Genomic DNA, 17,750 nt, shown 5'->3' on the forward strand with positions numbered 1-17,750 from the left:
TGCCTTCCCGGGGGCGGAGCCGTCAGTCATGGTTCGATCTTGCCAGTTCGACGCTGGGCCGTTTCGAGGACCGCGGCACGCGGCTGGCCGGTTACTTTGCGGCAGACGCCGCCTGCCGAGCGGCCTGGTCGATCACATCGGCCACGACCTTCGGCTGGGTCATGAAGAGTGCATGACTGGCCGAGACCTTCGTGACCTTGGCGCCGATGCGCTTGGCCATGTGGTCGAGCATCGCCTGGTCGAAGGCCTTGTCCTCGCTGGCGATCACAGCCCAGCTCGGCTTGGTCCGCCAGGCGGCGTTCTTCAGCTTGGTGCCGAAGGCGGACAGGTTGATGGGCACCTGCGAGTCCCGCATGAAGGCGACATCCGCATCGGAGACATCGTGAGCGAAGCCGGCCTTGAACTTCGCGCTATCGACGAAGGCGAAACCGTCCTGCGCCTTGTCGAGCACGAACTCGGTCGCCGGGGCGAAGCCTTCGTATTGCTGGGCCGTCGTCTCGCCGGCATCCGGCGACAGGGCCGAGACGTAGACGAGCCCTGTGACCTTCGGATCGACGCCAGCTTCCGTGATGACAGTGCCGCCCCAGGAATGGCCGACGAGGATCGTGGGGCCGTCCTGCCGGTCGAGTGCCCGCTTGGTGGCTCCGATGTCGTCTTCGAGCGAGGTCAGCGGGTTCTGGACGATCGTCACGCGATAGCCGCGCGCCGTCAGCAGGTCATAAACGCCCCGCCATCCCGATCCGTCCGCGAAAGCGCCGTGAACCAGGACGACGTTCTTGGCAGGCTGCGCCGTGGTCGCGGGCTGGGCGAGAGCGGCTTGCGACAGGCTGCCGATAGCGGCTGCGGCGAGAAGGGTGTTGCGGATGGACTTGGTCATGACAGCGTTCCTTTGATCGATTGTTGCGCTAATTGTTATTGCAATAACAGTTGTGCCGATTGCGGCCATTCTTGTCAATCTGACATTTGTCGCGATATATGTTTTCGAGATCACGGTTCCGTGAACCGTAACGGGAGGCCTGCCGATGACCGAAGCCACCACAGCTCCGCCAGTCCCGCTGGAGGATCAGCTCTGCTTCTCGATCTACTCCGCGGAGATCGCGATCCAGCGGGCCTATAAGCCTCTGCTGGATGACCTCGGCCTGACCTACCCGCAGTATCTCGTGCTCAACGTGCTCTGGCGCGAGGATGCCCAGACCGTCGGCGGCATCGCCCAGCAGCTGGCCCTGGAGTCCAGTACGCTGACGCCGCTGCTCAAGCGGATGGAAGCAGCCGGCCTGCTGCATCGCACCCGCAATCCCGAGAACGAGCGCCAGGTGATCATCGCGCTCACCCCGGGCGGCGACAGCCTTCGTTTCCGTGCGGGCTGCCTGAACGAAAGACTGCTCCTGGCCTCCGGAGAGACGCCCGGCCACCTCGCCGAGCTCAATCGCCTGGTCAGGCAGCTTCGCGACGCGATCTACAGCCATGCCGGCGGCGCGGCAGGGGCAGCGCCGGGGCCGGTCGCTGCCCCGGAGAGCACAACGTCGTAGCAAGCTTCACCTAGACCGTCGGCACGGTCCCGCCATCGATGACGTACTCGGTCCCGGTGATGCTTCCCGCTCGATCCGAGGAGACGAACGCGATCAGGTTCGCAACCTCATCGGTGCTGGCCGGGCGGCCGATCGGAATGCCGCCGAGCGCATCCATGATCATCTTCTTGCCGGCCTCGACACTGACGCCGTGTTGCCCCGAAAGGCGCTCTGCGAACGCGATAGAACCCTCCGTGGCGATCCATCCCGGCGAGACGCGGACGACCCTTACCCCTTTGGGCGAAACGAGCTTGGAGAGGCTCTTGCTGTAGGACGAGAGTGCGGCCTTGGCTGCAGCGTAGCCGATCGTCGACTCTGGCAAGGGCATGACACGCTGGATGGACGTGACGTGGACGATGACGCCGCTGCCTTGCGCGGTCATCGCCGGCACCAGCTCGCGATCCAGGCGGACGGCCGGCATCAGGTTGAGGTCTAGCTCCTTGCGCCATTCCTCGTCGGTCAGGGCCTCGTATCCGCCCGCCGGGGCGGAAGAGCCGCCCAACATGTGCACGATGATATCGACGCCGCCGAGGCGCTGCCGAACGGTCTCCGCGAGCTGCGCACAGCCCTCCGGAGTCGTGAGGTCGACGCCGACGAACATCTCTGCCGGCAGGTCCTCCGGTCTCGACCTGGCGCTGGTCAGCACCTCGGCGCCCAGCTCTCGAAAGAGCTTGACGGTTGCGGCGCCTGCGCCACGCGTGCCGGACGTCACGAGCGCCCGCTTGCCCTCGAGGCTGATGAACGGGCTCATACGGTAATCTCCAGCTCGCTGATCAGGCCGCCTTCCACCCGAAAGAAGAATCTGAGATCGATCGGGCTGCCTGGGAAATCCCCTTCGACATGGCAGGTGACGACCGTCCGGCCGCGGTCCTGGGCGACCGAAACAGGCGTCGACTGAGCCGTATACTTCTTGGAATAATCGACTTTCCACTGACGAATTTCGTCTCGGCCCGTATGGATATTGTTTTCGTCCCGGACGATCGCTCTATCCGAAAAGCAATCGGCCATGATCTGAGGGTTGGGATCAAGATCCGCGGTAAAATAGCGCGCGATGGGTTCAGGAAGTTCGAGTGACATGTTTCATCATCCTTGCAGAACGGAGTCCGTAATTTTTCTCGCAAGCCCATCCTCTTGGATATGACGTCTGCGATTGCTTCTACGGAGTCGAACGTAGCGATGGACAGTCAGGGGGATAACTGGGATAAAGTGGGATGAAGCGTTTCGAAATTCGGGACAATGATCGGCCATAACCTCATCGAGCTCGACGCCGTGATGGCGGTCGCGCGGCGCAAGTCGTTCCGGGCGGCGGCGATGGAACTGCAGATTTCCACGACGGCTCTGAGCAATCTCATCGCGAAGTTTGAAAAGCAGCTCGGCGTACGCCTGTTCAATCGGACGACACGGAGCGTTTCGCTCACCGATGCAGGACGAAACTTCGTCGAACAGATCGGGCCCGCTCTTGTCGAGATTCACAGCGCGATGGACAGCGCCATGTCCCAACAGGAGGTGCCGTCCGGGACAATCAGGATCAACGCGTTTCCGACCGCCGCCCGCGAGATCCTGGAGCCGGTGATCCTGGAATACCTGCGCCGATATCCGCAGGTTCATATCGATCTCGTGACGGAAGGTCGTCTGCTCGATGTCGTTGCCGACGGCTTCGATCTCGGCGTCAGAAGCGCCGATTTCGTGCCCAGCGACATGATCGCCGTTCCGATCGGCCACGCCCGATCCTACGTCGTGGTGGCGTCGCCAGCCTATCTGGAGATGCACGGCAAGCCGCGCGTTCCCCTCGATCTGCTCAATCAGACCTGCATCCGCATCCGACTGCCCGATGGCGGCATCTATAAATGGCACTTCGAGAAGGATGGCGAGCCGATCCAGATCGACGTCAAAGGACCCATCACCCTCGATGAGGCCAGCCTCTCACGTACCGCGGTACTCCACGGGATCGGCCTGGGCCTATTCATGGAGTCGGACGTCCGTGACGACATCGATGCAGGCCGCCTGATCAAAGTCCTCGAGGACTGGATGAAACCGGTCGCGCCGCTGTGCCTCTATTACCCTGGCCGGAAGAACCCATCCGCTGCGTTCAAGGCATTCATCACTCTCGCACGCGAGTTTACCGCGGCTTCAAGCGCTGATCCCGAACCACGTCGCGGTTCGGCCTCCTAATTCTGAAAGTCCGGTGTCGGCGGGCAGCGATGGCAGCTCGTGGTGCCGAGCACTGATGAGGACTGCTATGATCTCGGCGGATGCGGCATCCGGACGAGGATGTCGAAAGTCGCGATGTCGACGGCGTCGTGACTGCATGGAGCCAGCGGCTGAACCCGTTCCGTCACCCAATATCCGTTCTTGATTGCATCACGGGAGCAGGACGTGCCTCGCGTTCGCTCGGGCGCGCTCACGCCTTCGATTCACCCGGCCCGAGCCGAGAATCGCTCCAGCACCGATGTCAGGCTGTGGCTGTCGCCCTGCGCCTCGTCGAGGATGAGCCGGTGTTCGAGATCGTCGAGATGCTGGCTCATCAGCCTGCGCGCGGCCGGCTGATCACCGGCGGCGACGGCCTCGATGATGTCTCGATGATGGTTGGCGCCGCACTGGTCGCCGTGATCGCGGCGGTACATCGCGTTGACCAGCGAGATGCGGGCGAGCACCTTTTCCAGCGCCTCGAGCAGGACGGGGTTGCCGGCGAGCTTTGCCAGTTCGACATGGAAGCGCCCTGACAGCTTTTCCTTGGCGGCATCATCGGGCGCGGCGTGGATCCGGTCCTCCTCGATCGTCAGCGCTCGTAGTGCTTCAAGCTTCTCTGCGGAGGCGCGCTCGAAGGCGTGGTCCAGCATCAGCATTTCGAGCGAGCGCCTCGCCTCCAGCAGGGCGCGCGCCTCGTCGATGCCGGGCTCGGCGACGAAGGCGCCGCGGTTGCGCTTGCGTTCGACCAGCCGGTCGCGCTGAAGCACCGCGATGGCGCCGCGCACGACCGTGCGGCTGACACCGAAATGCCCCCCGACGACATCTTCGGGAAGCTTCATGCCAGGGCGCAGCGCGCCTTCGGCGATGGCTTCCGCGAGCGTGTCGCAGATGCGCTCGACGATGTCGTCGCCCGTTGCATCACCATTGCGCTCGGCCATCCGCATTCAATCCTCGAAGCAAATCGGTTCCGCGATTTTACCCCGCCGATGCGTCATCTCGATAGGCCATTTTGTGTGCAGGCAGCGCTATCATTTAAGCATTCAGAATTGAAAGCAGAATTGAAAGCAATTTATGTCGCAGATATGAAACCGATCGTGAATCATAAAATTCCCAGATATATCAAAATCTTGGGAAGTTATCCGCGAGATGTATGCGCTCTTGGCACGCCACTTGCCAGCATGTGGAGCAGCGATCTTTCGTTGGCCACAGAAGCGGGCGGCGCATGCAAGCGATCATGGAGAAGCCGGTTTCGACCTCGCCGCTCGGCCAAACTTTGGCCGTCAGCGGCGTCAGCCACAGCTATGCCGGTGCCCAGGCCGTCGATGATGTCAATTTCGTCGTGCCGGCCGGCAGCATCGCCGCCATCCTCGGGCCGAGCGGCTGCGGCAAGTCGACCATGCTGCGGATCGTCTGCGGGCTGCTGAGGCCGGGCGTCGGCAAGGTCATGATCGGCGACCGTGACGTGACGGACGTGCCGGCTCGCGAACGCAAGGTCGGCATGGTCTTCCAGAACTATGCGCTGTTCCCGCACATGACGGCCGCCGAGAACATCGCCTACGGGCTGTCCGGCCTGCCGCGCGAGGAACGCCGCGAGCGCGTCGCGCAGATGATGTCGATCGTGCGGCTGGAGCCCTTTGCGAACCGCCTGCCGCGGCAGATGTCGGGCGGGCAGCAGCAGCGGGTCGCGGTTGCCCGTGCGCTGGCGCCGCGTCCGGCCCTGCTGCTCCTCGACGAACCTTTCGCGGCGCTGGACCGCTCGCTGCGCGCCGACCTCCAGTTCGAGTTCGTACAGCTCCAGCGCAGCCTCGGCATCACGGCGATCATCGTGACGCACGACCAGGAAGAGGCGCAGTCGGTTGCCGAACAGCTCATCGTCATGAACAAGGGCCGGGTCGAGCAGTCGGGTCCGCCGGCGGAACTCTACGACAAGCCCGCCAATCTCTTCGTCAACGGCTTCGTCGGCCACGCCTCGCTGTTGAAGGCGACGGTCGCCAGGGCTGACGACGGGAACGGCCTGTTGCGCCTCGTATCGGGTTCGCAACTGGCGATGCCGGGCCCCATCGGCTTTGTGCCGACTTCGGACGTCGTCCTCGCCGTCCGGCCCGAGCATGTGAAGCTCGCCGCGTCACCCACGCCCGGCGCGCTGCCGGCCAAGCGCGTGCTGTCGGTGCCGCTCGGCCATCTGATGGTCCACGACCTGCTGGTCGAGGGTGCGACGCCCGTCAGGGCGATCGCGGACCGCGCCTCCGAATCTACCGAACTGCCGCGCGACGTCTTCGTCAGCTTCGCGCTCGATCGCTGCCGCCTTTTCCCTGCTCCCTGATCTTCCGAAAGGATCGCCGCCATGACCAGCGCTCTCAGCCGCCGCCAGTTCGCCGCCGGCCTCGCCAGCCTTCCAGCTCTTAGTGTGTTTTCCACCCGACAGGCGCGCGCCGCCGGCTCGGTCGTCGCCGCCGCCTTCCCCAACGCCTGGGAGGACGCCTATCGCAAGATTGTGGCGCCGCTCGTCGCAGCCCAGGGCACGCAGCTCGTCGTCTCGCCGGCACTGGCGCAGGACCAGCTGGCCAAGCTGCTGGCGAGCCCCGGCAAGCCCTCCTTCGACGCCGTGCTGATGTCGCCTGGCCAGACGGCGGAAGCCGTGTCGCGCGGGCTGATCGAGAAGATCGACCCGTCGAAGCTGAAGAACTGGGACAAGCTCGAGGCATCGGCCCGCACCGAATACGGCCCGAACGTCACGGTCGAGATCAACGGCATCGCCTACAATCCGACGATGGTGCCCAAGCCCGCCGGCTACAAGGACCTGTTCGAGAACAAGGCCTATGACGGCAAGGTCGCCTGGATCGGCTTCGGCTCGAACACCGCTGCCATGGCCTGGGTCGAGATCGCCAAGCTCTATGGCGGCGGCGAGGACAATATGGAGCCGGTCTTCAAGCTGCTCGCCTCGCACATGCCCAAGGTCGGTGCCATCGCCAACAATGGCAGCGCCCAGATGACGATGTTCCAGCAGGGCGAGATCGGCGTGTTCATGGCCAGCACCGGCAATGTCGCGCGGCTTAAATCGCTCGGCGTGCCCTGCGAGTTCGTTCATCCCATCAGCGGCTCGCCGAGCGTTCCGGTCACCATCCACCTTGCCAAGGGCGCGGCCAATCCCGAGGGCGTCTACCAGTACATGGACGCGGCGATCTCGGCCGAGGCCCAGTCCAAGCTCGCCTTGCCGCCGACCGAGATGATCCCGACCAACAGCGACGTGCCGCTGACGCCCGGCATCAAGTCCTTCGTGTCCGAAGACGACCTGAAGAAGCTGGTCTACCCGGACTGGGCCAAGATCAACGCCAAGCGCGCTGCCTGGACCGCGGAATTCGACCGGGTGGTCCGCAAGTAGGCCTCTTCTCAGGCGATCCCTCGAGCGAGGCGCGCGATGAACCGCAACGGCCTTCCGTTCCTGCTGCCGATGCTGGCTCTTTCGCTGGCGGGCTTTGTGTTGCCGCTCGCCTTGCTGGGCGTGTTCAGCTTCGTCGATACCTCCGGCTCGCCGACGCTCGCCAATTATCAGCGCCTGTTCGCAGACCCCTTCGTGCTGAGCGTTCTCGTCGATACGATCGCGCTCGGCTTCAAGGTGGTCGCGCTGACGACGCTGATCGCCCTGCCGATCACGCTGCTCTACTGGCATGCCAGCCCGGCCTTACGCCGCGTGATCGTGTTCCTGACGCTGCTGCCGATGCTGACCAGCAACGTCGTGCGCACCTTCGCCTGGATCGTCATCCTCGGCCGCCAGGGACCGATCAGCCAGGCGCTGGTCGAGCTGGGCTTGGCACCGGCGCCCCGCAGTCTGCTCTTCAACGAGACGGCGCTGGTCGTGGTCCTCGCCCAGATCGAACTGCCATTGCTCGTGCTGCCTGTCATGGCTGTCATCGCCCGCAGCGACGGCGCGCTTTCGGCCGCGGCGCAGACGCTTGGCGCAGGGCCGTGGCGCATCCTCGTCACGGTGCTGCTGCCGATGATGGCGCCGGGCTTCCTTGCCGGCTGGGTGCTGGTCTTCGCCGGCGCCACCACCTCCTACGTCACCCAGTCGGTGATCGGTGGCGCCCGCCTGATCTACCTGCCGCAGTTCGTCTACCGCGAGGTCGGCGTGCTCTTCCAATGGCCGTCCGCAGCGGCTGTCGCCTTCGTCCTGCTCGCGGCCACCAGCCTGATCATGCTTGCCATGACGGCCGCGGCCCGCCATCCGAGGCTCGCCGGCCATGCTTGAAGCTCATCGCCCTTCCGATTGGGCTTACCGCCTCTTCGTCTACGGCGTCGGCGGACTCGCCATCCTGTTCATGGTCGCTCCGGTCGCGGTCGGCCTCGCAATGTCTTTCACCTCCGGCCAGACGCTGAAGTTTCCGCCGGACGGCTTCTCCCTTCGCTGGTACCGGGCGCTGCTCGACCCCGAGCAGTCGGCCCCGATCCATACCGCGATCTCGCATTCGCTCCAGATCGCGGTGCTCGCGGTCATCGGCACGGTCCTGCTCGCGGCGCCGGCGGCCTATGGCGTGACGCGGCTGAAACCTGCGGCATCCGCCGCCGTCGAGCCGCTGATGCTCGCGCCGCTGGTCCTGCCGAGCCTCGTCTATGGTCTCGCCGCGCTGATCGCCTCGGGCCGCGCGGGCCTGAGCCCTTCCTTCGGCCTCGTCGTCGTCGGCCATATCGTCGTGTTCGGACCGTTGATGTACCGCGCCTGCGCCGCGATCACGCAGCGGCTGGATCCCAGCCTGGAGGAGGCCTCGGCACTGCTCGGCGTCGGTCAGTTCAGGACCTTCCTGCGCGTGACCCTGCCGCTGATGCTGCCCGGCATCTTCGCCGGCATGTTCCTCGTCTTAATGCAGTCGCTCGACAACGTCTCGGTCACACTGTTCCTGGCCGATCCACGCACCACCGTGCTGCCGCTGCGCATGTTCCAGATGATCGAGGAATCGCTCGATGTCCGCGTCGCCGCGATCTCCGGCCTGCTCATCGGGACCGTGTTCCTTTGCCTGCTCGTCTCCTGGCGCGTCCTCGAACCCAGGCGCCAGCACTGACCGCCCAAACCAATCACCCTCAGGAAGCAAGAAAAGTGACGCCCATGCTCGCTGCCAGTCGCCGCGTGGAGGCCCTGCTCGCCGATTTCGAGCCGAATTTCCACTTCGATCCGCCGCCTCCGCTGCCTGTCGAGGAGTTCGAGGAACGACTCAGGCGCGTTCGCCGCGAATGCGTCGTCGCCGGCCACGATGTCGCGATCGTTCACACCGACATGATCGGCTGGTTCCACACCTCGAACTGCTATCTGCGCTATCTCGTCGACTGGATGCGCGAGGGCGTGCTGATCGTCCCGATGGACGAGGACAAGCCGCTGACGCTGATCTCGTTCTTCACCCAGGCCGTCATTCTGCCACCGGGCGGTGAGCCCGTTCTGGTCGAGGACATCTGGCAGGTCGGCGCCATCGGCCGCGAATATGCCGATCGGCCGGGCTCGTCGGTCTACAAGACCGCCGAGGCCTGCGCCAAGCTGATGGCCGGCCTCGTCGGCCCGCGGCCGCAGATCGCCTGCTTCGGCGACGCCAAGTCCGAGGACTTCTTCGGCTTCCTGAAGGAGCTGGTGCCGAACGCAGAATACCTTCGCGAGAACGGCATCATCGACCGGATGCAGCGCGTTCGGTCACCGCGCGAGATCGGCATGTTCCGCGCCGCCTGCCAGCTCATCGATACCGGTATCCAGGCCGCTTACCACGTGGCCAGGCCGGGCGTGACGGACGCTGAGATCTTCGCGGCCTTCACCTTCGCGCAGCTCGCGCGTGGCGGCGAATCCGCCGACGGCTACCAGATCGGCGTCAACGAGTTCGGCACGCATTGCGGCAAGCCCTATGGCCATGTGCTGCGTCCGGGCGACATCGCCAATCTCTACATCTCGAACGTAACCTGGCGCGGCTACAACGCCCAGACCTCGCGCATGATCGCGGTCGGCGACATCACGGCCCGGCAGGAGCTCGTTCTCTCCGCCTGCGAGGATGGGGTGAAGCGCGCCGAGAAGCTGATCCGGCCTGGCGCTCTGATGCGCGACATCAACAACGCCGCTTTCGAGCCCTTCATTGAAAAGGGCTTGCTGACCTCGCCCGAGACGCGGACCATGCCGTACAACTGGAGCACGGCCGACGATGGCGGCCCGCGCCTGATCAGGCGTCAGTATGTCCGCGACATCGACTGGGAGGCGCAGGGCCGCAAGCTCATGCATGTCTACCCAGCGACGCACGGCCCTCATAACCCGAACATCGGCCACGCAGTCGGCATGGCGGGCGCCGACAACAGCTTCAACCTGGCCTCGCACAACTACGACAGGCTCGAAGAGGGCATGGTCTTCGTGCTGCACGCGCAATGGCTCGAGCCGCTCTCGGCCGGCGCCAATCTCGGCGACTTCTACGCCGTCACCAAGGACGGCTTCGAGAACCTGAGCTGCCACACGCCGCTCTCGACACATCGCGTGGCGGCCTGAGGGAAGGCGGCTCAGCTTCCGAAAAGGGCTCTCGGCTCCTTCGCAAGCCGAGAGCCCGTTCTGTCATAGCGGTGGAGGCGGGCCACCTCTCACATGGAGAGAACCGCTGCGAGATGACCGCTCGATCCAAGTTCTGCTGGAAAATCGAGCGCGCTGGGTCGACCGCAACGAGCCTGTTGATAACCTCGGCGGGTCCGTTCCGAGAGCATGAAGCGCCAGCTATTTTACGACCGCGGTGGCGGTTGCGCCAAGCCGAGATAAGGGAATGCTGACATCTCAGCGTCCGCTCGCAAGCAGGGGGTTGCGTCCCGGCCCGCTCAGCTATCCCAGCCCGTCGGCTCGCGCCGGCGGGCTTTTTTTGGTGCGGAACCCCGAGTGCCGCCTCCCGTTCATTGAAAATCTGGATGAGGAGGAAACCATGGATCATTCGAAGCACATCCGTCTTGCTGACTCCGATCTCACTGCCGTGGCCCTCGACGGCGCGACCATCTACGGGCCCGGTGACGACAAGATCGGTTCGGTCTCTCATCTGCACGGGACCGGCCCGAGCGCAGAGGTCGTCATCGACGTCGGTGGTTTTTTGGGGATCGGCGCCAAGCCTGTGGCGGTCCCGATGCATGAGCTCGAGTTCATGCGTGACGAGGACGGTGACGTCCATGCGGTGACGAGCTGGACGAAGGATCAGCTGAAGGCCATGCCCGAACATGCCGAGCCATAGCCCCGGCCCGGCCCGATGCAAGCGAGGCCGGACCGACAAGCGATATCGCAGCTCAGCCTGATCAATTGGCGTGGAACCTGCCGGGGCTTGCGGTGTTAAGCCTCCCGAATTCGCGGTAGTGCCCACGCTCGCAGCTGGGCAACGGGCTGGAGGCCCAATGAACCCCGCCGGCTTGCCGGCGGGGTTCATGCGTTCGGTGTGGTCGGCATCGTCTCCCGATATGACCAGCGAGCGAGTGGAGCGCGATCTGTCACGCACACGAGGCGACGGAACTCCCGATCCTCTTCGCAGTTCTCCCGGCAGTCCCGCCAAGCGCGCCACCCGGAGAACTTCCATGGACGACATCATATATCTGGTCGGCCTCGTGGTCGTGGTCATGACGATCCTCTCCTTCTTCGGCCTGCGATAGGAGCGTTCCATGGCAAGCGAAACCACTGACGTCGTCGTCGTTGCGCCGACCCAAACCGCACCGCATTCCGGCTCCTATCTCGAATGGGGCGCAATATTCGGCGGCGCGACGCTCTCGGCTGCCATCACCACGCTTCTCACCACCTTCGGCTCGGCGATCGGGCTTTCACTCGTCTCGTTCGAGCCTTCCAGATCGACTGGCCTCACCGCGCTGGCCATCGCGGGCGCGCTGTGGGCGCTATGGGTGAGCGTGATGGCTTCCGCCGCGGGCGGCTATCTCGCCGGCCGGATGCGGCGTCCTGCCGCCGATGCCAGCCAGCACGAGCGCCATGTCCGCGATGGTTCGCACGGTCTAGTCGTCTGGGCTGTCGGCGCGTTGCTGATCGCGGGTCTCGCGGCATCGTCCGTCGCAGGCTTGGCCAAGACAGCAGCCTCCGGTGCTGCCGCGGTCACGAGCGCTGCCGGTACTGCGCTCAGCCAGCAGCCAGACCCGCTTTCCGTCGCCGCCGACACGGTGACCCGCTCCACCGGCACCGCACCCGTGACCCAGGCCGAGCGCGACGAGGCCTCCCGCATACTGGTTCGAAGCCTCGCCAGCGGGCAGCTCGATCCGGCCGATCGCTCCTACATTGCGAGCAGGATGGTAGCTCGGATGAACATCGCGCAGCCCGAGGCTGAGAAAAGGATCGACGATGCCGTCGCTCGCCTCAATCAGGCAAAGGAAAGCGCGAAACAGGCGGCCGAGCGAGCGCGCAAGGTCGGCGTTCTGTCGGCCTTCCTGACCGCCGCGGCGCTGCTGGTGGGGGCGGCCGCTGCCTGGATGGCGGCTCAACTCGGCGGCAAGCACCGCGACGAGGAACTGGATCTGTCCGCCTTGTGGGGGACGCGCGGAGCCTAGGCAAATGCCGGGATCGCGATCGAAACGACCTCGATCCCGGTTATCGGAAAGCATGGCGACGATGATACTCGTCCTACCTTTCGATGAGCGGGGGCCGATCCCGAACAATCAGCGCTTCCCGGCGCTCGTCTATCGACAGGCGCTTGCGTCTGACCAGGCCGACCTGGCCACCGCCATGGAGCGGCGGTTCGAGGAGAATGGCTGGCCGCCGGCCTGGCGCAACGGCATCTACGATTTCCACCACTATCACTCAAAGGGCCACGAAGTGCTGGGTATTGCCAAGGGGTCTGCCGAGCTGGTCCTGGGCGGCGATCGCGGCCGCGAGATCCGAGTCCGTGCGGGAGACGTCCTCCTGCTACCAGCCGGTACTGGGCATTGCCGGCTCACAGCCAGCAGCGATTTCCTGGTGGTGGGCGCGTACCCGCCTGGCCAGAGCGGGGACATTCTGCGGGATCCTCCCACTCCGGACATCAGGGCAGCCATCAGCCGGCTAGCAAGGCCTGCGAGCGATCCCCTGTCAGGGCGCCAGGGACCGATGCTCGATCATTGGCGCGACGGGCTTTAGAGATGCGCTCGGCTGCAGCCTGCCCAAGGTCGACGAGCGGCAGGCGCCGATGGCTACTCGCTTCAGCGACCAGGTGCCGCGTCCTTACCCGCGGCCGGCTGCGGAACTTCAGTCTCTGCTCGCGGGTTGTCCGCGAAACGCATTGGAGCCGTCATGCCGACACCGAACGAGCTTGAAGCCAAACTCTGGAAGGCGCTGCGCTCCGACATGACCGTCATGCTCGGACTCGACAGATCAGGCGACAATCTGATGCGGCCGATGACGGTCCAGCTCGATGGCGATGCCGACCGTGGGCCGCTCTGGATTTTCTCCGCATCGGATACCGAACTGGTGAAGGCGCTGACCGGAAGCGAGAGCGCATTCATGTCCTTCGCCGACAAGGGTCATGACATCTTCGCCAGGATCAATGGCACCCTGGTGCTCGACAATGATCGGGCGGTCATCGACCGGCTTTGGAACCGCTTCGTTGCGGCGTGGTACGAGCAGGGGAAGGATGACCCCAAGCTCGCCTTGCTGCGCTTCGACCCGCGCCAGGCAGAAATCTGGGAGAACGAGTGGAGCCTGATTGCGGGCATCCAGTTGCTCTTCGGCTCCGACCCCAAGAAGGACTATGCGGACAAGACAGCCAACATAAGGCTCGCCTGACCATTCGGCCGGACCACTGACATAAGCCGAGCGCGCGACATGATCAAAGCCATCCTCAACAGCGTCGCGACAGCCTGGATCGCGCGCGATGCCGAGCGCGGAGACATTCCTGAGGGAATGACCGTTCCATTGACGTTGCTCGCGGCAAGGCTCCCGGCGCCGATCCTGGTTGTTGGAGCGATCGGTTACGGCCTCTATCGACTTAACCTCGAAGCGCGAGCCCGTCGCGCCAAGGACGTCACGCCGCAACGCCGGCGCTCGGCACCGAGGAAAGCGCCTTCGACCGGGACTCGCAGCCGCGGCAAGGCCCGGAGCTGAACGACGCTGCACCGCTATGTCGCGTCAGCGCTTTTTCGTCCGCGTCCGATCAGGCAGTGCGTCGATCGCTTTGTCAGCGCCCTGATCCTTGCGGAGCACGCCTTCCCTCAGCACCTTTCGCGCGGCTGCGTCCTTCTTTTGCGAATCCGTCGGGATGCCCTTCGTCTCGGGCGTCGCCTCCAGGCCGATATCCTTCGGCTTCTTGCCCGCGTTCCTGGCGCTGGCGGCAAAGGTGGCGAGAGCTTCGGGTTGCTTGGCCATGGCTTTTCCTCCGTTTGCGTTGCAACCGGGGTGGAGCCTGGTTGTTCCCCGGCTCAGGAGAGCCACCGGCCGGCGGGCTGGTGGCGAGTTTGCGTTGCGGAGACGGCCTACTCGGCCTTGAGATTTTCCGCTGACGACTTGCCGGACCGCTTGTCCGCAACGACCTCGTAGGAAATCTTCTGTCCGTCGTGCAGCTCCCGCAGCCCTGCGCGCTGCACCGCGCTGATATGGACGAACACGTCCTGACCGCCGCCGTCCGGCTGAATGAAGCCGAAGCCTTTCGTGGTGTTGAACCATTTCACCGTGCCGGTCGCCATTCCCTGCCTCCTTGTTGGGAACGCGAGCATGGCTGCCGTCGCGCTGGAGGGCAACTGTCCGGAGAGCGCTTTAAATTTTCAGAACCCTGTCATTTGCTATTGCATCGCTCTAGGGCTCCAGCCATGGAGGCCGGCCCCTAGAGTCAGCTGATGCCCATATCCCCCACGCAATTCCTCAGATCGAACCTCCTGTTGCTCGCCGGAGGGGCGATTGCGCTGTTGGTCATCGTCATCGCGGCCTTCTGGCTGACACGGGCTTCGGAACGCCAGTTCGACGAGGTGGTCGCCGTGCGCGAGACCCGCAGCGCGACGGCCGATCTTCTCTCTCTCGCGCAGGATGCCGAGACGGGGCAGCGCGGCTACCTGCTGTCGCGAGACGCAGCCTATCTCGGCCCTTACACCGATGCCGTGGCCAAGTTCGAGTCGACGCTGCAGCGGGTGAAGGCCTCCGCTGGCGCGGCCGAGCTAACCCAGGCCGAGGTCGCGCGCCTGGAAAGCGCATTGCGTGGCAAGCTGGCGGAGTTGGCGGAAACCATCGCCTTGGCGCAACGCGGCGGCTGGGACGATGCAATCGCCGCGCTTCGCCAGGGGTCGGGTCGCAACTTCATGGACGAGGCTCGCGCCGGGCTCGGCAAGATCATCGCGCAATCCGAGCAGCGGCTTCGACAGGCGATCGCCGACCAGGAATCCGCATCGGCGCGGTTGCGCTGGACCATCGTGCTCGGTGCGCTCGTCATCCTCCTCTTCGCGGCGGCGGCCTTCTGGACGATCGCGCGATATACGCGCGAGATCATCCTGGCCAGAACCGAGGTCGCCGCCCTCAACATCGGGCTGGAAGCGCGCGTGCAACAGCGCACCGAAGCGCTCACCCGCGCCAACGAGGAAATCCAGCGCTTCGCCTATATCGTGACCCATGACCTGCGGGCACCGCTCGTGAACATCATGGGCTTCACGAGCGAGCTCGAAGCGACAGCGGCACCGATCAAGGCCTATTTCGATGCCGGCGAAGCAGCTACCCCAGCGGTGCTGGACGAGGCCCGCACGGCGGTCGACGTGGACCTGCCGGAAGCGATCGGTTTCATACGTTCGTCGACGCGCAAGATGGATGGGCTGATCAACGCCATCCTGAAGATCTCGCGCGAGGGCAAGCGCGTCCTGCGCGCCGAAGCGATCGATCTTCAATCAGCGCTCGACGCAGCGGCGGCGGCGGTACACCATCAGGCGAACGAGAACGGAGGTGGCATCACTGTCGACTGTCCGCCGCTCAAGATCCGGAGCGACCGCCTGTCGATGGAGCAGGTGCTGGGGAACCTTTTGGACAACGCGATCAAGTATCGATCGCCCAATCGAGAGCTCAAGGTGGTGATGCGCGCGAAGCGGGAGAAGTCCGGCTGGGTTGTCATCGATATCGAAGACAATGGCCGCGGCATCGCGTCAACGGACCATGAGCGCGTTTTCGAGCTCTTTCGTCGATCGGGTGCGCAGGACAAGCCGGGCGAAGGCATCGGCCTGGCGCATGTCCGGACGATCGTGCGCAATCTCGGCGGCGACATCACCGTCAGGTCCGAACTGGACGCTGGCACGACCTTCTCGATCTTGTTGCCGCCTGATCTCAGCGCGGTTCAGCGGAGTGCCATCACGTGAGCAATGCGAAACCGGTCTCGATCGTGATGATCGAGGATGACGAAGGTCATGCCCGTCTGATCGAGAAGAACATCCGCCGAGCGGGTGTCAACAACGAGATCATCCCGTTCCAGAACGGCACGGACGCTCTCGCCTTCCTCTTCGGCGCGGACGGTACGGGCGAAGCCAGCTCCCGCCGGCAACTGCTCATCCTGCTCGACCTGAACCTGCCCGACATGGCCGGCGTCGATATCCTGGAAAAGGTCAAGGCGAACCAGCATACGCGGCGCTCGCCCGTCATCGTCCTGACCACCACAGACGACAGCCGCGAGATCCAGCGCTGCTACGATCTGGGCGCCAACGTCTATATTACCAAGCCGGTCGACTATGAAGGCTTCGCCAATGCCATCAAGCAGTTGGGCTTGTTCTTCTCGGTGATGCAGGTCCCGGAAACCGAATGATGCAATCGGCGACGACGCGGTAATGTCCCATCGCATCATCAAGGCGCTTTATATCGACGATGACGCCGCTCTCGGGCGCCTCGTCCAACGCATCCTTGGACGCCGGGGCTACGAGGTCGAGCATGTCACGACGGCTGAAGCCGGGCTCGCTCGCCTGGCCGAGGGCGGTATCGACGTGGTCATTCTCGATCACGACCTCGGCACGACGTCGGGCCTCGCCGTCCTGGAGGATCTGCGAGCGCGCGAGCACGCGCCTCCGGTCGTCTACGTCACAGCCTCTACCGAGCTGTCCATCGCGGTCCAGGCACTCAAGGCTGGTGCTGTCGACTATGTCGTGAAGGCGATCGGCGATGACTTTGAGGTGCTGCTGGTGGCCGCGCTCGAGCAGGCCGTAGAACGTGCTCGGTTGATGCGAGCGAAGGAAGAAGCCGAGCAGCAGGTCCGCCAGGCCAAGGATCGTGCCGAGATGCTGCTGGCGGAGGTCAACCACCGCGTCGCCAACAGCCTGGCGCTCGTCGGTTCGCTGGTCCGGATGCAGGCTGGCGCGGTCAAGGACACAGGCGCGAAGGCCGCGCTGGCGGAGACGCAGGCGCGCATCACGGCCATCGCGAACCTGCACCGCAGCCTCTACACCTCCACGGATGTCCAGCAGGTCGATCTCGCGGCCTATCTCGAAACGCTCGTCGGCGAATTGGGCAACTCGATCACGGCTTCGGGCAAGACGCCGATCGTCAAGCTCGATGCCGAACCTGTCTCGATCAAGACCGATCGCGCCGTTTCCGTCGGCATGATTGCGACGGAGCTCGTCACCAATGCCCTGAAATATGCCTATCCGGTTGGAGAAGGCGAGGTTCGCGTCAGCGTTTCGCGGACGCCGTCCAATCAGATCATGCTCAGTGTCGCGGACGATGGGATCGGCTGGACTGGTGACGGGACGGCAAAGGGTAGCGGGCTCGGCGGCAAGATCATCGCTGCGATGTCGAAAAGTCTAGGCGCGAGCTTGGAATATCACAGCCAGCCTGTCGGTACGCTGGCGTCGATCACATTCGATGAAAAGCTGGGATGTTGACGACGCATGGATGACTCATGCCCGGCGATCGCCATTGAACTAGAGATTGATCGCCAGCGCCAACGCCAGATTGAGCGCCAAAGCCAAGTAGATCCAAAACTCAAGGGGGACACTGCACTGCATCAGAAGGCTCCGGACTTGCAGCGAGGAAATTCCGCGTTGGATGGATCGTTCCGCGTTCTGGGGGATTTGATGAAAATGCCG

At 64.4% G+C, this 17,750-nt stretch carries 20 protein-coding genes; 14 read left to right on the forward strand and 6 right to left on the reverse strand.

Features of this window, described 5'->3' with window-relative positions:
- Positions 1–91 precede the first annotated feature (91 nt).
- Entirely contained in the window at positions 92–877 is a 786-nt protein-coding gene (locus tag V7S63_RS13370) for an alpha/beta fold hydrolase (RefSeq protein WP_336530568.1), read from the reverse strand.
- Positions 878–1,022: 145 nt separating this feature from the next.
- Between V7S63_RS13370 and V7S63_RS13375 the strand changes: the two genes are divergently transcribed.
- Positions 1,023–1,529: a MarR family winged helix-turn-helix transcriptional regulator gene (locus tag V7S63_RS13375; RefSeq protein ID WP_336530569.1), complete on the forward strand. Its 507-nt coding sequence runs from the start codon at positions 1,023–1,025 to the stop codon at positions 1,527–1,529.
- Positions 1,530–1,539: 10 nt separating this feature from the next.
- Here the strand turns inward: V7S63_RS13375 and V7S63_RS13380 are convergent, their stop codons facing one another.
- Positions 1,540–2,319, reverse strand: a complete 780-nt coding sequence (locus V7S63_RS13380) for an SDR family oxidoreductase (protein ID WP_336530570.1) — start codon at positions 2,317–2,319, stop codon at positions 1,540–1,542.
- Positions 2,316–2,645, reverse strand: coding sequence for a nuclear transport factor 2 family protein (locus V7S63_RS13385; RefSeq protein WP_336530571.1), 330 nt, complete (start codon positions 2,643–2,645; stop codon positions 2,316–2,318). Before V7S63_RS13385 ends, V7S63_RS13380 begins: the two co-directional genes overlap by 4 nt.
- A 159-nt stretch (positions 2,646–2,804) precedes the next feature.
- Here V7S63_RS13385 and V7S63_RS13390 point away from each other — a divergent pair, with 159 nt between their 5' ends.
- Complete coding sequence (locus V7S63_RS13390; protein ID WP_336530572.1) at positions 2,805–3,740, forward strand: LysR family transcriptional regulator; 936 nt, start codon at positions 2,805–2,807, stop codon at positions 3,738–3,740.
- A gap of 242 nt (positions 3,741–3,982) precedes the next feature.
- On the opposite strand, the gene V7S63_RS13395 is transcribed toward V7S63_RS13390, so the two are convergent.
- Positions 3,983–4,696, reverse strand: coding sequence for a GntR family transcriptional regulator (locus tag V7S63_RS13395; RefSeq protein ID WP_248307447.1), 714 nt, complete (start codon positions 4,694–4,696; stop codon positions 3,983–3,985).
- Between the two features lie 284 nt (positions 4,697–4,980).
- Between V7S63_RS13395 and V7S63_RS13400 the strand changes: the two genes are divergently transcribed.
- The 9 genes from V7S63_RS13400 (at position 4,981) to V7S63_RS13440 (ending at position 13,497) form a co-directional block, all read left to right on the forward strand.
- Positions 4,981–6,081 carry an ABC transporter ATP-binding protein gene (locus V7S63_RS13400; protein WP_336530573.1) on the forward strand — a complete coding sequence of 367 codons (1,101 nt, stop codon included), beginning with the start codon at positions 4,981–4,983 and terminating at the stop codon, positions 6,079–6,081.
- A gap of 21 nt (positions 6,082–6,102) precedes the next feature.
- Complete coding sequence (locus V7S63_RS13405; protein ID WP_336530574.1) at positions 6,103–7,140, forward strand: extracellular solute-binding protein; 1,038 nt, start codon at positions 6,103–6,105, stop codon at positions 7,138–7,140.
- Positions 7,141–7,176: 36 nt separating this feature from the next.
- Positions 7,177–8,007, forward strand: a complete 831-nt coding sequence (locus tag V7S63_RS13410) for an ABC transporter permease (protein WP_091843711.1) — start codon at positions 7,177–7,179, stop codon at positions 8,005–8,007.
- On the forward strand, positions 8,000–8,815 hold the full coding sequence (locus V7S63_RS13415) for an ABC transporter permease (RefSeq protein WP_336530575.1): 816 nt from the start codon (positions 8,000–8,002) through the stop codon (positions 8,813–8,815). Before V7S63_RS13410 ends, V7S63_RS13415 begins: the two co-directional genes overlap by 8 nt.
- A gap of 44 nt (positions 8,816–8,859) precedes the next feature.
- Complete coding sequence (locus tag V7S63_RS13420; protein ID WP_336530576.1) at positions 8,860–10,263, forward strand: M24 family metallopeptidase; 1,404 nt, start codon at positions 8,860–8,862, stop codon at positions 10,261–10,263.
- A 418-nt stretch (positions 10,264–10,681) separates the two neighbouring features.
- Positions 10,682–10,981 (forward strand): PRC-barrel domain-containing protein, encoded by a 300-nt coding sequence (locus tag V7S63_RS13425; RefSeq protein ID WP_336530577.1) that lies wholly within the window; start codon positions 10,682–10,684, stop codon positions 10,979–10,981.
- A 418-nt stretch (positions 10,982–11,399) separates the two neighbouring features.
- Positions 11,400–12,287, forward strand: a complete 888-nt coding sequence (locus V7S63_RS13430) for a hypothetical protein (RefSeq protein WP_336530578.1) — start codon at positions 11,400–11,402, stop codon at positions 12,285–12,287.
- A 52-nt stretch (positions 12,288–12,339) separates the two neighbouring features.
- A complete protein-coding gene (locus V7S63_RS13435) occupies positions 12,340–12,852 on the forward strand; it encodes a cupin (RefSeq protein ID WP_442896462.1) in 513 nt (170 codons plus the stop codon).
- A 153-nt stretch (positions 12,853–13,005) separates the two neighbouring features.
- Positions 13,006–13,497: a pyridoxamine 5'-phosphate oxidase family protein gene (locus V7S63_RS13440; protein WP_336530579.1), complete on the forward strand. Its 492-nt coding sequence runs from the start codon at positions 13,006–13,008 to the stop codon at positions 13,495–13,497.
- A gap of 342 nt (positions 13,498–13,839) precedes the next feature.
- Here V7S63_RS13440 and V7S63_RS13445 read toward each other — a convergent pair whose 3' ends face one another.
- Positions 13,840–14,076: a hypothetical protein gene (locus V7S63_RS13445; protein WP_336530580.1), complete on the reverse strand. Its 237-nt coding sequence runs from the start codon at positions 14,074–14,076 to the stop codon at positions 13,840–13,842.
- A 107-nt stretch (positions 14,077–14,183) separates the two neighbouring features.
- Positions 14,184–14,393: a cold-shock protein gene (locus V7S63_RS13450; RefSeq protein WP_091843677.1), complete on the reverse strand. Its 210-nt coding sequence runs from the start codon at positions 14,391–14,393 to the stop codon at positions 14,184–14,186.
- A gap of 150 nt (positions 14,394–14,543) precedes the next feature.
- Here V7S63_RS13450 and V7S63_RS13455 point away from each other — a divergent pair, with 150 nt between their 5' ends.
- The 3 genes from V7S63_RS13455 to V7S63_RS13465 are packed head-to-tail and all read left to right on the forward strand — an operon-like array spanning position 14,544 to position 17,546.
- Positions 14,544–16,037, forward strand: coding sequence for a sensor histidine kinase (locus V7S63_RS13455; protein WP_336530581.1), 1,494 nt, complete (start codon positions 14,544–14,546; stop codon positions 16,035–16,037).
- A 26-nt stretch (positions 16,038–16,063) separates the two neighbouring features.
- Complete coding sequence (locus tag V7S63_RS13460; protein WP_091843740.1) at positions 16,064–16,477, forward strand: response regulator; 414 nt, start codon at positions 16,064–16,066, stop codon at positions 16,475–16,477.
- A 22-nt stretch (positions 16,478–16,499) separates the two neighbouring features.
- Entirely contained in the window at positions 16,500–17,546 is a 1,047-nt protein-coding gene (locus tag V7S63_RS13465; RefSeq protein ID WP_100961471.1) for a sensor histidine kinase, read from the forward strand.
- The last annotated feature ends 204 nt before the right edge of the window (positions 17,547–17,750 follow it).

Origin of the sequence: Allobosea sp. CCNWLY174 (assembly GCF_037120455.1) — a bacterium.
In the GTDB taxonomy this organism is placed as follows: Bacteria; Pseudomonadota; Alphaproteobacteria; order Rhizobiales; family Beijerinckiaceae; genus Allobosea; species Allobosea lupini.

What these genes read in the sequence shown, in the direction of transcription:
- V7S63_RS13370 (WP_336530568.1), bottom strand. Translation starts at nt 877, where the DNA reads ATGACCAAGTCCATCCGCAACACCCTTCTCGCCGCAGCCGCTATCGGC.
- V7S63_RS13375 (WP_336530569.1), top strand. Translation starts at nt 1,023, where the DNA reads ATGACCGAAGCCACCACAGCTCCGCCAGTCCCGCTGGAGGATCAGCTC.
- V7S63_RS13380 (WP_336530570.1), bottom strand. Translation starts at nt 2,319, where the DNA reads ATGAGCCCGTTCATCAGCCTCGAGGGCAAGCGGGCGCTCGTGACGTCC.
- V7S63_RS13385 (WP_336530571.1), bottom strand. Translation starts at nt 2,645, where the DNA reads ATGTCACTCGAACTTCCTGAACCCATCGCGCGCTATTTTACCGCGGAT.
- V7S63_RS13390 (WP_336530572.1), top strand. Translation starts at nt 2,805, where the DNA reads ATGATCGGCCATAACCTCATCGAGCTCGACGCCGTGATGGCGGTCGCG.
- V7S63_RS13395 (WP_248307447.1), bottom strand. Translation starts at nt 4,696, where the DNA reads ATGGCCGAGCGCAATGGTGATGCAACGGGCGACGACATCGTCGAGCGC.
- V7S63_RS13400 (WP_336530573.1), top strand. Translation starts at nt 4,981, where the DNA reads ATGCAAGCGATCATGGAGAAGCCGGTTTCGACCTCGCCGCTCGGCCAA.
- V7S63_RS13405 (WP_336530574.1), top strand. Translation starts at nt 6,103, where the DNA reads ATGACCAGCGCTCTCAGCCGCCGCCAGTTCGCCGCCGGCCTCGCCAGC.
- V7S63_RS13410 (WP_091843711.1), top strand. Translation starts at nt 7,177, where the DNA reads ATGAACCGCAACGGCCTTCCGTTCCTGCTGCCGATGCTGGCTCTTTCG.
- V7S63_RS13415 (WP_336530575.1), top strand. Translation starts at nt 8,000, where the DNA reads ATGCTTGAAGCTCATCGCCCTTCCGATTGGGCTTACCGCCTCTTCGTC.
- V7S63_RS13420 (WP_336530576.1), top strand. Translation starts at nt 8,860, where the DNA reads ATGCTCGCTGCCAGTCGCCGCGTGGAGGCCCTGCTCGCCGATTTCGAG.
- V7S63_RS13425 (WP_336530577.1), top strand. Translation starts at nt 10,682, where the DNA reads ATGGATCATTCGAAGCACATCCGTCTTGCTGACTCCGATCTCACTGCC.
- V7S63_RS13430 (WP_336530578.1), top strand. Translation starts at nt 11,400, where the DNA reads ATGGCAAGCGAAACCACTGACGTCGTCGTCGTTGCGCCGACCCAAACC.
- V7S63_RS13435 (WP_442896462.1), top strand. Translation starts at nt 12,340, where the DNA reads ATGGCGACGATGATACTCGTCCTACCTTTCGATGAGCGGGGGCCGATC.
- V7S63_RS13440 (WP_336530579.1), top strand. Translation starts at nt 13,006, where the DNA reads ATGCCGACACCGAACGAGCTTGAAGCCAAACTCTGGAAGGCGCTGCGC.
- V7S63_RS13445 (WP_336530580.1), bottom strand. Translation starts at nt 14,076, where the DNA reads ATGGCCAAGCAACCCGAAGCTCTCGCCACCTTTGCCGCCAGCGCCAGG.
- V7S63_RS13450 (WP_091843677.1), bottom strand. Translation starts at nt 14,393, where the DNA reads ATGGCGACCGGCACGGTGAAATGGTTCAACACCACGAAAGGCTTCGGC.
- V7S63_RS13455 (WP_336530581.1), top strand. Translation starts at nt 14,544, where the DNA reads ATGCCCATATCCCCCACGCAATTCCTCAGATCGAACCTCCTGTTGCTC.
- V7S63_RS13460 (WP_091843740.1), top strand. Translation starts at nt 16,064, where the DNA reads ATGATCGAGGATGACGAAGGTCATGCCCGTCTGATCGAGAAGAACATC.
- V7S63_RS13465 (WP_100961471.1), top strand. Translation starts at nt 16,500, where the DNA reads ATGTCCCATCGCATCATCAAGGCGCTTTATATCGACGATGACGCCGCT.